Source organism: Arthrobacter sp. NPDC057388 (assembly GCF_042668165.1).
In the GTDB taxonomy this organism is placed as follows: Bacteria; Actinomycetota; Actinomycetes; order Actinomycetales; family Micrococcaceae; genus Arthrobacter.
The window spans coordinates 25,917-39,740 of sequence record NZ_JBHVBL010000041.1 but is presented as its reverse complement, the minus strand read 5'-3'; the positions used below and the strand labels follow the sequence as shown (position 1 = coordinate 39,740).

The 13,824-nt window shown below is 57.6% G+C and carries 10 protein-coding genes; all 10 read right to left on the bottom strand.

Features of this window, described 5'->3' with window-relative positions:
- Nucleotides 1-52: 52 nt before the first annotated feature.
- The 10 genes from ACFUTU_RS17110 to ACFUTU_RS17065 all read right to left on the bottom strand — a co-directional run bounded on the left by ACFUTU_RS17110 (nt 53) and on the right by ACFUTU_RS17065 (nt 13,769).
- Nucleotides 53-682, bottom strand: a complete 630-nt coding sequence (locus tag ACFUTU_RS17110; RefSeq protein WP_377966383.1) for an LPXTG cell wall anchor domain-containing protein — start codon at nt 680-682, stop codon at nt 53-55.
- 170 nt (nt 683-852) lie between these two features.
- Nucleotides 853-2,631 carry a DUF4012 domain-containing protein gene (locus tag ACFUTU_RS17105; RefSeq protein ID WP_377966381.1) on the bottom strand — a complete coding sequence of 593 codons (1,779 nt, stop codon included), beginning with the start codon at nt 2,629-2,631 and terminating at the stop codon, nt 853-855.
- 241 nt (nt 2,632-2,872) lie between these two features.
- The gene (locus ACFUTU_RS17100) at nt 2,873-4,357 is read right to left on the bottom strand and encodes a sugar transferase (RefSeq protein ID WP_377966379.1); all 1,485 of its coding nucleotides are present in this window, start codon (nt 4,355-4,357) and stop codon (nt 2,873-2,875) included.
- 399 nt (nt 4,358-4,756) lie between these two features.
- A complete protein-coding gene (locus ACFUTU_RS17095) occupies nt 4,757-6,289 on the bottom strand; it encodes a polysaccharide biosynthesis tyrosine autokinase (RefSeq protein ID WP_377966378.1) in 1,533 nt (510 codons plus the stop codon).
- A gap of 452 nt (nt 6,290-6,741) precedes the next feature.
- The gene (locus ACFUTU_RS17090) at nt 6,742-7,629 is read right to left on the bottom strand and encodes a glycosyltransferase (protein WP_377966376.1); all 888 of its coding nucleotides are present in this window, start codon (nt 7,627-7,629) and stop codon (nt 6,742-6,744) included.
- Between the two features lie 148 nt (nt 7,630-7,777).
- On the bottom strand, nt 7,778-9,265 hold the full coding sequence (locus ACFUTU_RS17085) for a lipopolysaccharide biosynthesis protein (RefSeq protein ID WP_377966374.1): 1,488 nt from the start codon (nt 9,263-9,265) through the stop codon (nt 7,778-7,780).
- Complete coding sequence (locus ACFUTU_RS17080; RefSeq protein WP_377966372.1) at nt 9,262-10,401, bottom strand: glycosyltransferase family 2 protein; 1,140 nt, start codon at nt 10,399-10,401, stop codon at nt 9,262-9,264. Before ACFUTU_RS17080 ends, ACFUTU_RS17085 begins: the two co-directional genes overlap by 4 nt.
- Nucleotides 10,379-11,602 (bottom strand): EpsG family protein, encoded by a 1,224-nt coding sequence (locus ACFUTU_RS17075; protein ID WP_377966370.1) that lies wholly within the window; start codon nt 11,600-11,602, stop codon nt 10,379-10,381. Before ACFUTU_RS17075 ends, ACFUTU_RS17080 begins: the two co-directional genes overlap by 23 nt.
- Nucleotides 11,603-11,609: 7 nt before the next feature.
- Nucleotides 11,610-12,581, bottom strand: coding sequence for a glycosyltransferase family 2 protein (locus ACFUTU_RS17070; RefSeq protein WP_377966368.1), 972 nt, complete (start codon nt 12,579-12,581; stop codon nt 11,610-11,612).
- A 723-nt stretch (nt 12,582-13,304) separates the two neighbouring features.
- Nucleotides 13,305-13,769 (bottom strand): Lrp/AsnC family transcriptional regulator, encoded by a 465-nt coding sequence (locus tag ACFUTU_RS17065; RefSeq protein ID WP_377966366.1) that lies wholly within the window; start codon nt 13,767-13,769, stop codon nt 13,305-13,307.
- Nucleotides 13,770-13,824: the final 55 nt, after the last annotated feature.

Sequence of the window (13,824 nt, the reverse complement as noted above, 5' to 3'; positions counted from 1 at the left end):
AGCTCCGGGTTTCCGGAGCTGGCCCGCTCAGTTGAAGCGTGTAGCTCACTGCTTAGGCAGATGCCTCAGCGTTGGCACGGCGGCGGACGACGACCACAGAAGCGGCGCCGGCTGCAAGTGCGCCCGCACCCACCAACGACCACAGCACAAGGCTGGAGTCAGCGCCGGTGTTGGCGAGCCCGCTGCCATTGTCCCCGGTGTTGGCAAGGCCAGTGCCGTTGCCACCGGTGTTGGAAAGGCCAGTTCCCGTGCCAGCGGCCGCAGCAACGGTCACACTCTGGGAAACCGTCTTCCCAGAGGTGGCGCCAACAGCAGTCAGGGTGTACGTGCCCGGTTCGCTGAGGCTGAGCGGGAACGCGAAGGCCCCGTTTGCATCAGCAGTCGTGCTAAAGGTCTGCGGAGCCGTCAGTACGGTGATCTTTGACGGAACAGACATGGCTGCGCCACCTGCGAAGCCGCCACCCAGTGCCTGCGGAGCAACGGTGAGAGTGACGGTGATGGTCACGGGTTCGCCAGCGAGGAATCCCGTCCCTGAGAAGGTGAAAACTTCACCCGGGGTGACAGTTCCGTCAGAGACGGTTCCTGTTCCACCAGGTGCCGGGTACGTTCCGGCCATAGCCGGTGCGGTGCCGGTCAATGCGATGGTTCCTGCAAGCGCGAGTGCAGCGATAGACTTCTTCAATTTGTCCCCCCTGAGACCTTTTCAACACGAATGTCACATACTTGTGGAGATTCTCCATCCCCATGTGACCGTGGGGCGAATCTCGTGGTTTTACCCAAGGAGAGATTATCACCCACAGCGCGGTGTCACCAAAGTGAATCCAAGGACTTTACATACTGTTAATGCATCGGCTACTCAAGTGGGAGGCACTCGGGCGTATGCGGCGTCAAAAGTACGTCTGTTTGCGGCTGCACGGTGGGCGTCACTGACAGTTGCGGTGCGGTGTGTTGGACAATTTTGCCAAATGCGAACTCAACCGTACTGCTCTGTCCTGGCGCGAGCCTGATTGTCAGCGCACCGACAGGTCTACCCGCGTGCCGGAAGGACGCGAAGCCAGCTTTTCTGCCCTCTACGACTGCTGTTTCAATATTCGCTTGGATCGGACCATACGCGATGATGTTGGTCTGCACGCTTCCCTCGGGCACTCCGAAGGCGCCGCCGCCAGTTACGTATGGCGGCAAGGACGTGGCCGCATCTTTGGGAGCCGTGTTCGTGCTTGTAATCCGGACTTTGACCTGACCGTAGCCTTGGACCGGGCACTCCTCAATGAGCTGCACGGTTCGCTTTACGTAAAAGTCCATTTTCGCCCCCGTACCGTCGTTGAAGTAGACGCCGAACTGCGCGGGGTCGATGCCCGTTCCAGTTACTGATCCGCTCAAGGAGTACTTGGAGACGACAGCTTGTTCCGCGTTGGCCGCCAACCACAACTGGACCCTGCGCTCATGGGCACCTCGACCAAGCACATCAATGAGCTTTTGAAAATCTCCCATTCCGGCGGACAACGACGTGAAAACTTTTTTCGCAACGCCGGCAAAGTACACATCCTGCAGGTCTGGCTCGGGAATCTGTTCATACACGTCCGACAGAAGCGTTGGGACAATATTTTTGGCCGTAAGCCGCGTCGGCAGTCCTCCCTGAGTGATGGTCTTCAAGGTGGGATCAGTCAAGTCGATGGGACCTGTTGCTTCAAGTACGTAGCTGAGTGCCACTGGATCGATTGCAAGAACGCCGTCCACCACCTGGTGAGTTTTCCGTTCCCACATTGTCTTCGCGGTTTGAGCCGCAGTGGGGAAGTCGGGTGTTAGATTTACATCCTGCACGAACTTGCCCAGTCGCGTTGAATAGATTTGCTGTTGCTCCGGGTCGACGCGCACGCGAGGCTCCATAAGGCCCAACTCGGTGGCACTTGTTTGCGAACTCAAGGACAGCTTGCCTGCGTTGACGTTCAGGACTGCTAGCGCCCCTGGGATCCCGCCTGTTGCCCTTAGCTCGGCGTTGTTCTGTATGAGCAATAAATAACTCCGGGGCGAGTCATGACCCAATATCGATGGAAGAATCTGAGCCGCATCGGCAGCTATATCTAGACCATCGCGTAGCGACGTCAGCTCGGTACGCGCTTGAAGCAGTGGAGCCGCGATTTGGGGCACCAGCGCTTCCGCATTGATCACATTCAAACGATCGGACGACTGCCGTACGGCGTTTGCCGCAGAGGAGAGCTTGGGTTGAGCTTCGGCAAGAGGTTTGAGCTGTATGCCTTGGCCGGTAGGTTTTAACGACTTCCAGTCAACGGTGTCGTAAACATCCACCAAGGGGGCCGCTGCCAAAGTGGCTATATCGTCAGCAGACATTGCGATTTCGGTGGCAGCTCTGAAGTTGACGCCCGCCACCGGTGTGGCGCCGGCTATAGTCCACAGAGGATCAGCGGCTGCGGCTCGGGCGTTCGCCGTATGCCGCATTAGGTTCGTGACATTGTTTTTGGCGGCCGATGAGTCACCATTTACGACGTTCTCCCGCAGGACTGGAACGAGGTCATTAGCGGCGCTTAGTTCGCTGCTGATTGTGGATGCCTTGAGGCCCAGCCAGGCCGCGGCCAAGGCTACGACGAGCAGCAGGCCGGCAACCGTCCCCATCAAGACCATCCTGTGGTTTCTAGCTTGATGCATGCTACCCACTTTCATGCGATCGGACGCGTGCGCGCTAATCTTGGCCCGTGCTATCACGGTCAGTCTCGTTCTACTCGTCGGAGCGCAACCATGCATCCTGCCCAGACAGCCCAGATATGGCTGCGATTATTTACCGAAACACGCATTGTTGCCTTCCCAAGAAATCACGACAGGTCGGCCGAAGCCGCAATATAAGGTCGGTACTCGGCTAGACAGCACCGGTGCTTGCAAAAACCGCTTTAAACGTTTTGAGGAGGATTACGACATCGCCCATCAGCGACCAGTTTTCAACATAATACAAATCTAGACGAATGCTTTCCTCCCACGTCAGGTTGGAGCGACCGCTCACCTGCCATAGACCGCTCATACCAGGATTTACATATAGCCGGCGGTGGGCCGCGTCGTCGTAAAGCGCGACTTCGCTCTCGCGCTGCGGGCGCGGACCAACAAGGCTCATGCTTCCGCCAATAACGTTCAGGAGTTGGGGGAGTTCGTCTAGCGAGTACTTTCGAAGAATGCGTCCAACGGGAGTAATCCTCGGGTCGTTTTCAATTTTGAAGAGCGGTTTGTCTGCAGAGCCTTGTTCGGCGAGCAAGCGTTGAAGCTCCGCATCCGCATTGACCTTCATAGACCTAAACTTCAGCATACGGAAGGACGTCCCTCGTAGTCCGATGCGCTCCTGCATGTAAAAAACAGGGCCCCGGCTCGTGGACCGGACCAATGCTGCGATCACGACAAATACCGGAAGAAGCCCCAAGGTCAAGGTTCCGGCAACTACTACGTCAAAGACACGCTTTGCGACCTTTTTCCCTCCCGTCAACTTCGGAGTCGAGACATGGATGAGAGGCAGCCCCGCCACTGGCTGGGTGTGGATGCGAGGCCCTGCAACATCAGTCAGTGCTGGGGCCAGGATCATCCCGATGTCCCTAGCTGCTAGTTCCCAGCCAAGCTGGCGTAGGTCAGTTGGGCCAAGAGGCGCGCCGGAAGAGATGGCGACAGCATCGATCCCCTCTGATTCGATGGCCATCAGGACTGATCCCACGCCTCTTTCGGTGGCCGTGATGGGAATACCGAGGTCGCTTGCGTAGCCTGCATTCAGCTCCAATGAAGGAACGTGAACGGCCACTGGAAGGTAACCGGCAGCAGGTTGACTTCGCAGCGACCGGACCAAATGTTCTGCAGAGGAAAGGGAGCCGATGATAAGGACCCTCGATGAGCTGTGGCCATTTTTCCTGTCTACTGTTAAGTGCTGGCGCATCAGCCAGCGCGCCGCCAGCAGACCGATGACTCCGGCGGGAAACGCGAGGCCGACGAAACCGCGGGCGGTGTCTATCTTTAGTGCATATGAAATTACCGCTACAAATCCGAACAGCCAGCCGGATGCCGCAATTACGCGCTTATACTCCTCAGAACCTGCTCCAAGAATTCTCGCTTCGCGTGTTCCCCAGTAAGCGAGCATCAGACACCAGACAACAATTAGGGCTAAAGAGAGCAGGATATAGTCGCCATCTTGGATCGAGCCGTTGTCTGCGAACCCGAAACGAACTCCAAAGGCTCCAGCGACCGCCCAGACGACGACTGCAGCATCTATCACCTGCAGCCTGCCGGCATACTTACGACGCCATGAATCCGCGCCTTGCGGAGTCCCCAACCGTTCCCCCTGCTTTGCTGTTTGCAACGGCTCAACTTTCATATCTCACTGGATCGGTCAAGTGGTGATTATATGTACCCTTGACCAGTAACGTTCATAAAACTGTCGAAATTTGGAAAAATAAAGGAAATCTAAGCGCAAACGCATCGGCTTCGAATGGTGCAAATAGTCGTGCGGCACGGTCAGGGCGGCGGTGCTCGAACGTTATTAGGTTCAGAGCTGCCCAATATCCAAGCTAAATTTAGCAATGAGGGCTTGGACTGCGATGATAATTGCCGCCGGGACCCTGGGTCGGCTCTGCGCACTTGGCCGACGGTTTGTTGATCTACATATGCACTGCCAAATTGTGGGGTGTCCTAACAACATCAAGCCCTAAGAGGCGTCGACGCGGGAGCCCGGCGGTTCAAACATGAGTTAAGTTCTCACGATTGCCCAAAAAGCCTAATTCGTTGGGTGTGAACCTTCGATGCTGCGCTCAGGCAGCGGCCTGGGAAAGTTTGTTGCCGAGCGACCCCGTCCAGTCTGCATCGTCTGACGGAAAGACGTGAGTCGCGACTGGTTCTCCGCGCCAACTCCTACGCCGCTCTCTTCGTTTTGCAACTCTGACGAGTTATGTACTCGCTGGCTGTCGTGACGGTAATAGCCGTAAGAGTAGGAATCGGGACCCTTGGGCGGAAGGCCGTTAAGCACGACGCCGAGTAGTTTGCCGCCGACCATTTGCAGTGAATTTAGCGACTTTGCCAAGTCCTGCTGCTTGAGTTTCTGCGAGCGAACCACCACTACTACGCCCCCTACATGTTGTGCCAAGACGGCAGCATCTGTGACCGGAAGGAGCGGCGGGGTGTCTATAATCACGGCGTCAAAGACTTGTTCAAGGCGTTGGATTAGGTCACTCATCTCGGCGGAGCCGAGCAATTCACTGGGATTCGGAGGAATCCGGCCCGAGGTCAGAACGTACAAACTGCCACTTCCCCATTGTTGAAGTAGATCGTTAACGTCGGCTGATCCGAGGAGCGCCGTAGTTAAGCCTGCGTTCTGTTCGAGGCCCAAGTATTCGCCAACCATCGGCCGCCGGAGATCAGCGTCGATAAGACAAACGGATTGTCCAGCCTGCGAGAGAGAGATGGCAAGATTCGTAGCCGTAGTGCTTTTTCCCTCTCCAGGAAGCGACGATGTTACCGCAATAGTTTTTGCGTGCCCTGAAACGTTGGCAAACTGTAGGTTTGTCCTCAACTGTCTGAAGGATTCAGCGCGCGGACTTTGAGGTGCAGCTTGAGTAAGCAACGGCTTCTTCACCGCGTCTTGGTCGAAAGAAATGCCACCGAGCAGCGGTGAATCTGTGACTGCTCGAAGCCCAGCCTCCCCTGATATTCTGTTGTCCAAGGCCGAACGGAGGACTGCGCCGCCGATGCCCACGCCCAATCCCACCACCGTCCCTAACAACAAGTAAAGGGGCGTGTTCGGAGCTGACGGTCTTAGAGGCGTTGTCGCCGGTGTGATGACCGACAATCCAACTGCTGATGTTCCACCGGACTTCGGCTTCTCCAGCTGCTCCACAGCTTTGATAAGGCTGTCACCAACGGCTTGGGCGATAGCTTGTGCCTGTACTGGCGAGCTGTCTTCAACGGCAATGTTGATCAGAACTGTATTGAGATCAGAGGTTGCGCGAACTTTCTTCGCAAGCTGATCAGCAGTTAGGTCAAGGCCTAGTGATTCAATCGCCGGCTGGAGCACTATGGGAGAACCGACAGTTTTGACATAGGACTGGACGCGCGACTGACTGAAAGTGTTTCCCTGCTGCAGTTCTTGTACAGTGCCGGAACTCTGTATGGCGACGAACAGTTGGGTCTCAGACCTATACGTTGGCTTGATCAGCACGGATGCTCCGGCACCGAGGAGAAGGCCCATCAGAATCATTGCCGTGATGAATTTCCAGTGGCTGCCGGCGATGCGCAGGTAGTCTCGTATATCCAACCCAGAGTCCCCCTCTATTGTGAAGCTGGGACCGGGTCTCCAGCGTTACAACCGTGGCCATCATGCTCATGACGCCTACAAGAGTCTACCCTGCGAACTAGGGCTTAACGGCTTGCGCGCGCCCGACCGGCTGACCGCTTTACGTTCAGCGTTGATCCTGGTTGGTTGGTTCGCTCCAGTCATCATGTCACATGAAGTCGCATAACTGACCGGGAACGGGCTGCCCTGACCCTCCGCGCGACAGTCGGTGTCAACTTGCCCTGTCGCCGGGTTCATAGTGCTGTTTCCATCCGCACGGAGGCAGCCCTAGGACCGGAGGGTGTCATTGTGGTTACACGAATCGAATCTAGTGGAAGATGCGCGGTCTGCGGGCCCAGTGACGGACCGGGGTTAAGGTCCCGGCCAGGAAAACTAGCCAGGGCCGCCGGTCCGCCGGTCTTTGTTCAGGCCTTCTACGGCAGGGGAACCATGAGACCATCACGGATGCCGCGCACAAAACTTTTTAGTTTGGCAGAGCGCTGCTTTTCGAACATGAGGGTAAGAGCAATTTGTTGTGGAAGCTGCCAGACGCCCTCATGGGTTATGCCAAGCGTACGTCCGTGCTTGCGCGTGAATAGGACGCGGTTGCGGGCCTTGTAATAGCAGCGGGTGGCACTGTGCCCGAAAGCGAAGAACCGCTCGACATGCCACCGTCCCGCTAGGTCCTTGCGTGGCACTAGTAGCCAAGTGCGGGTTGCGCGACCAACTTCATGAAGCAGCGGTACTGTGTTAACGCGCAGAATTGAGTAGCCTGCGTCCATGAGGCGCTTATTGAAGTCATAGTCGACGTAGTCAATGAAGAAAAGTTCGTCGAATCCGCCAATGCGAGCCCAGGCATCGAGACTAACCATCGCTCCTGACGTTATTGCTCCCCTCCGCGCGGGCTGCTCGTAGCGCTCTACCTGAGGCAGAGTGAGGCGTTGGTAATCCTCGAGGGTAAGTTTGTTGCGATCCACAATATATGGTGTGACCATTCCGACCCCGTCCCCGAGCTCAGGAGCAAGTCCAGATACCATCGCGGGAGAGCATACACTGTCTTGGTCGAGGGTGAGAATGTGCGTTGCGCCGCGTTCGAGGCACGCTTCCGCCAGTCGATTGAGCGCTGCAGCGATCCCGTCGTTAGTTCGGCTGTAAATGACAGCCGTGTTAGGGATTGCCGCGGCGACGCGTTCGATCTCATCGCGGTTGCTCGAACCGTTGTCATAGATAATGACATTCGGTACTTGCGGCGCGATCGCTTCCAGGTTTTGTCGGAGTCGGTGGATGTCAGGTTCGAACGTAACGATGCTGGCGATGATCATGTGGTACTCAGTCCTAGTCAGTGGCAGCCGCGGCGGCTACAAGGCGTCTTGCACGGTGTTTTCTTAACGAGAAATATCAGTGATGTTTACCTGTTCATTAGATGACAGCTGCGCAGCGCGTCTAACGATGCTTCTTTGGCAATAGACATTATGTCTTTAATGCTCCCTGTTGCGGCAGGACAGAGGAGCGGAGGATTCGGACGCAATCTGCGAGCAGGATGCGGCTAGGACGCATAGCGAGCAGAACTACGGCGAACACTATGCTTCCTGCGAGGGCTCCGATGAGAACACCCATAGCAGCGTTGAGCGGGAGCGGCGCGAAGTAAGCGGTTGCGGATGCTAGGCCGCCGACGGCTCCGGCAAAAAGGATTCTGGAACTATTTGCGAAAAAGCGCCCTGCAGGAAAGTCCGCGGTGCGCGACAGCCACAATAGGAATAATGGCCAAGAGAAAGCAACGCCGACCGCGTAACCCCATGCCACGCCGTGCAGTCCAAACTGTGCGCCGATGGAGATGCTAACGATCTCGAGTGGCTTGGAGACGAGGTTGTAATGCAGTAGCGCTCGGGGCTTCTCTTTCACGATAAACGCCCAGTAGCTCACACTGTTGAAAACCGATATCGAGCCACCTATTGCCAGGATCTGGAACACAGGGATGGACGGACTCCATTGATTCCCCAGGACGAGCGGGATGAGGCCAGCTGCTGTCCCGGCAGTGACGGCGAACACCCAGACGACAAGTGAACCTACACCAAACTGTATCTTGTACAGTAGGGCGTCCGGGTCCCGTTGCTCGTCCTTGGCACGGTTGAGCGTCGAGATGACGACCTGCGCGAGCGGGTCGAGAAATCGTCCTGCGGGCGCAGTGAGCAGTTGATAAGCCCGGTTGTAGTAGCCGAGTTGCGTTGCGCCGAGCTGACTGCCGATTAGCAATGTGGCGACGTTGCTCTGGGCAAACGCCAGCATCTGCGCGAGACCGTAGGTGGCGCCGGTTTTGAACAGCTTTAGCGCGTCGTGCCCCTTTCGGGGCATCAGCGGCATCCAACGGCTAGCGGCCCAGCGGTAGACCAGCAGTACGAAGGCCGCAGTGAGGCTTTGCGCAATCAGGGCCCAATACCCTGCACCGGCGATGGCCAACGCAATTGCGACAGCCAAAGCGACAACCTGTGAGATGACATCGCTGGCGACGAGCGCACCGAATTGCATGTTACGCGCCAACTGAACCTGTAGCTGGGAGGTCAACCCGCCGAGGAACATGACGATTGCGAGCAATGGGACGACCTGCGCCAGACGAGGTTCGCTGAACAGCACGATGAGTGCGGGCGTGGACGCAGCCAGCAGCAGCGCGCAGATCGCGGCGATCACCGCGCTCATCCAGAATAGATTAGACCCTTGCTGTCGAGTGAGGGACTGAACTTGAAGGCCAGCCAGCGGTAGCCCGAAGTCACGCAGTAAGTTCCCCAGCGTGATGAAAATCGTAACCATCGCCACTAAGCCGATGTCCGTCGGCGTTAGTAGACGCGAGAGAATTAACAACGAGGCGAATTGGATTGCGAAAGTGGCTCCACTTCCCGCCAAGACCTGGCTCCCCCCTCGGGCACCCCGGGCCGAGAGGTTCGCGCCCCTTACCCTGGTCATGATTTCCTCCCCGTGCCGTGCGTAATTGCACCTGCGGACATTCCAAGGCCTCCGCTCCTCACCCAGAGTCGGCCAAGGAAACGGAGCAGGCCGATGCGCCCGTGGTAGGCAGCGTATGCGAAGACCTGGTCCTTCCAGCTAATCCTTTTTGCTTGCGCAACCGCGATGTGCACTGATGGCTCTTCCAAGAGCGCCCGCAGGATGAGGCGGTTTTCGCGCGCGAAGGGTACCACGGCCAACACGCCGGTCAGCACCTTGAGGTAATTAAGCACGCCTTCAGCTGCAGCCCGCGTGATTCGGTCGTGAGCATTGGCTGAAAGCTCCCGCTGCTTGCCAAGCATTCTCCCGACTCTGGCGAATTCCCGGGTTGTCCGCGCGAGGGCAGCGATCGTTCGTGGCGTGGCGTGGCGTGTGACGCCCTGATCATGGGTCTGGTCGTACACGTACCAAACGTCGGAGCAGAAAGCTACACGGGCAGTCTCGAGGAGCAGGGAAAGGTTGTATAGACGGTCTTCGGCGTGGGAGACCCCTTCGGGGAAGCGATGTCTGCGGGCGTTGGCCGCTTTATGAAGGGAAGACACCACATTTGTTACTGACAGCAGCGGCGTCGGCTGCTGCGGGGAGGGCGAATCTGAAAGCGCGCCGATGCAGGCGGTGACGATCAGGTCATTTGTGCCCAGCAGTGGATCGCTGGCCGGCGGGCCTCCTGTTCGCCACTCCACGCTTCCGCCTTCATGAAGCACGCGGATGCCGCCGAAGACCGCATCGGCGTCCGTGGTTCGAGCAACAGTCAGGGCGGAGGCGAGGAATTCCGTCTCCAGATAGTCGTCGGCGTCAAGGTAGGCAATGAAGTCTCCGAGTGCATGGTCGACTCCCGTGTTACGAGCCGCGGACACTCCGCCGTTCTCCCTGTGGACGACACGCATCCGCGGATCTCGTTCAGCGGTACGGTCGAGGAACCCGGCGATCTCGGCAGCGGAACCGTCATCAACGATCAACAGCTCGAGATTTGGATGCGACTGGTTCAACACGCTGACGACCGCACGTTCGATTAATACTGGAGGTGTGTTGAACACGGGAACGATGACAGTGACGAGGACGTCGCTGCTGGGTTCAGCGAGAAAAGATTGAGACATAGGGGAGGACACCATGGGCATTCCAAACTAAGAACTGGAAGACGAAACTCGTCATATAAGCGGACATGAAGGCGACGGTGAGCAGTTGGCGGGCTAGCCTGCTACGGACAAGGGACAGTGCCAAGGGAACGGCGATCAGCTGGGCGGGAGCGAAGTAGTAGTTCAGCCGTGAAAAGAGGTATGCGATCGTGGTCGTGGCAACCAAAACCGCCGTGCTTACAATGAGTACATTAACCACTGCGTCCGCGTAGCGATCTGCGCTTTTGATTTTGGCGAGGGTGGTCGTGGTGCCTGCGGGGCGATCCGCGCTTTGGGGTTCGGCGAGGGTGGTCGTGGTGTCCGCGGTGCATTCTGTGCCTCTGGCTTTGCCCACCTTGATCAGAGTGAACGCAAAGGCGGCTACAGCGACAATGACGACAGCGGGGTGGATACTCCGAGTCACGCCGTAGTTGGAGTCGAAGTACCACGCGTACTCCGGCGCCAGGGATCCCACGAGCAGCGACACCGTCTGCGGCAGCAGAATGATGACAGCGATCATCGCCAGCGCGATCGTGATGCGGGCGGCGCGGCCGACCCGGATCCACATGAGAGGCCAGACCGCGAACCACACAATAGCGCTCGTATGGAACGACGCGGCGAGCAATGTGGCGAGCACAAAAGCCACGTGTTTCTGTCGGAGCGCGAACTCGATTGTGTTGACAAGGATTGCGATCGCGAGTGCCTGCTGTACGAGGTTGAACTCCTCAAGGTAGAAACCACCGAAGGCGTAGATGAACACCGAGAGCGCTGGACTGATCGACATCCGCAGGAAGAACCGGTAAAACAGTGCGATCGTGAGGAACGAGGTGACGACGAAGATCCCCTGATAGTCGTCCGTCACCTTCCCGACTGCTTGGTTGAGTAGAACGTAGCCGATCTCTTGTCCGTCTACATAGCCGTCCTGAATCTGCTCAAAGCGTGGAGCGTAGCGAAACCAGTAGTCCGTGCCGACGCCATATCTTAGTGCTGCGATCAGAAATAAGACGGAGAAGCTCATAGCCACCCCGAAAAAGCTCACGATCCGGTCTCCGTCCGCGTTTAGCCGCGAGGTGAGCCGGTTGGACCTCAGAGTGACGGCCCAGAGCGGGCTGGTGCGGGCGGGCGGTCGCCGGTGCAAAAGCATGGCGGCGCTTGCAAACAGCCCGCCGAACAGGTAAATCACCGCGAGATCACGCTCGTAACAGTTGGTAAACGCGCCGGCCGGGAGTTTGTTTCAGGATGCGGCGTTTAAGGATTACTTTAACCCTCTCTAACTTGTGGCGGTTGTAGAGGGATGCATAGGCGTTGATGTCCTCTCGCACGGGAGGGTCGAGCAAATCGCCGTATGCACTGGCGAACTCGGCTGCTTGTGCATACGTCTGAAATACAGTTGAGCGATTCCCGCGGAGCAATTTAGAGAGGATGAATGCAAGCCCCGACCTTTTCACGCTGCCCAGCGTGTTCGTGCTGTGCTGGCGATAGTGCACAAGCGCGCCGGGGACATAGGAGATGTGTCCGACAGTTGCAGCCAAGAGAGCAATCCACCAATCATGCATGATGGCTTTCGACGTATCGAACTCCCGGACGCGCACTACGTCTGCCAGTGGGGCATTTAGGAGCATTGCGCAACCAGGAATCGCGTTCTCCGTGAGGAGAGTCTTGTGAGTGATGTCCCTCGGACGGGCCCGTACGTGGTTGATGAATGAGGGGTTTACGAGCTCGAGTTGCGCGTCGACGACCGCAAGATCTGAATAGACCAGGCAAGGCGTGCCGTGGTTTCGGGCCTCGATCTGCTGGCAGCGACCGACGAGACGGTCCAGCTTGTCAGGGCTCCATGTGTCGTCTTGGTCGCAGAACGCAAAGTATGGGGCTGGGCCGGCGGCACGGAGGAGGCGAAAAAAATTGTCGCGAGGCGACCCGACCGGAGCATCTCTCAAAATCTGAACGCGCCCAGGGTAGTCAGCCGAGAAGCCTTGGACAACTGCAAGAGTGTCGTCGCTGGAGCCGTCGTCGGCGACGACGATCCGCCAGTGGGGGTAGCTCTGAGTAGCAATGGAATCCAATTGCGCCCGCAGATAGCGTGACCCGTTAAAGGTGGCAAGGAGCACTACGACCAAGTCAGAGGGAACGGCGCGGTTTATGGACGGCAGCATGTCATTCATTGGCGTTCCGTTTCTGTTTAGCTTGCTGTTTCATGACTTCGCGCTTTCTCTTGCTGTTGAAGCCGAAGCAGACGGTTGCCGTTTTCTCCAAGGAGGCATTGCGAGCAATGCATAGACCGGGGCTTGGCCGGGCGTTTTGGGAAAGGGAACGGGCCGTGGGTCAGTTGTGCCATCCCGTCCGCGAAGAGGACGAAGGTCTACACGGAAGTGGGGCGTGCCGATGGCTGCATGCAATGTCTGCTTCGATTCATCTTTGGTTGCAGCCTTGCTCATCACCGACGGTGAGGGGAGGTTAGCAAGCGCGCCATTTTGGGGGAGTTCAGTTGCACTCCACGGGAGCGAGCTGAGGCGCTGGCTGGTAGCCTCTCCGATGTGGCAGCACTCGGCAGCATCCGCGTAGGGTGGTGCCTTGATCTCGATTGTCACGGTACGGGCAATTATTCTTGGAGATTCAAGCGGTAAGAGGCGATAGTCGCAAAAACTTCCGCATTGATTGGAACTGGGGACGCAACCTCTGTCGGGCTCCGTCCACACGGTAGCTTCTTGTCTTTGAAATCATGTATTCCCCCGGTCTGGCTCATCTCCATGTTGAAACGTGCGCTTCGGCAGTTCACCTCTGGAGTCGTCGCCCCCCGAATCTTACATGTTGTTCGACTGCAGGAAAAAATCTGGCGCTGACCGGCGACAATCATTTATCGGTTGCCTAGGGGGTGGGTGCCGTCGTCAGCGCGTGTCCACATCCTCAAACACCAGAAACGTCTGCGTGTCCACCACCCCGGGGATGGACTGGAGCCTGTCGAAGATGACCCGCCGCAGGTGCACGTTGTCCACTGCGCGCACCAGGAGAATGACATCGAAGTCTCCGCCTACCAGTGCGATGTGGTGCACTTCCGGAATTACGCGTAGCTGCTCCCTTAGCTCTCGCCATGAGTGCTGCTGGACCTTAAGCGTCACGTAGGCGGAGGACTTCAGTCCCGCCTTGATTGGATCGATGAGGGCTGTGAACTTAGTCAGCACTCCTAGGCCGGTCAGGCGGGCGATCCTTGTGTAGGCGTGTGCCCGTGATATGTGGACGTTCTCCGCCACTTGGGTAACGGACATCCGGCCGTCCCGTGTCAACTCAGCGATGATATTGCGGTCCACATCATCGAGCGCCACCGTTGCCTGGTCCTCGTCCGCCCCGGCCATTTGTCTACAACTCCCGCCCGTCCCACAGCTCACATTTGCAGTCTGTCTTTCAGAA

Coding starts and splice junctions, on each gene's coding strand:
- ACFUTU_RS17105 (WP_377966381.1), bottom strand. CDS start 2,631: ATGGGGACGGTTGCCGGCCTGCTGCTCGTCGTAGCCTTGGCCGCGGCC.
- ACFUTU_RS17100 (WP_377966379.1), bottom strand. CDS start 4,357: ATGAAAGTTGAGCCGTTGCAAACAGCAAAGCAGGGGGAACGGTTGGGG.
- ACFUTU_RS17090 (WP_377966376.1), bottom strand. CDS start 7,629: ATGATCATCGCCAGCATCGTTACGTTCGAACCTGACATCCACCGACTC.
- ACFUTU_RS17085 (WP_377966374.1), bottom strand. CDS start 9,265: ATGACCAGGGTAAGGGGCGCGAACCTCTCGGCCCGGGGTGCCCGAGGG.
- ACFUTU_RS17080 (WP_377966372.1), bottom strand. CDS start 10,401: ATGTCTCAATCTTTTCTCGCTGAACCCAGCAGCGACGTCCTCGTCACT.
- ACFUTU_RS17070 (WP_377966368.1), bottom strand. CDS start 12,581: ATGAATGACATGCTGCCGTCCATAAACCGCGCCGTTCCCTCTGACTTG.
- ACFUTU_RS17065 (WP_377966366.1), bottom strand. CDS start 13,769: ATGGCCGGGGCGGACGAGGACCAGGCAACGGTGGCGCTCGATGATGTG.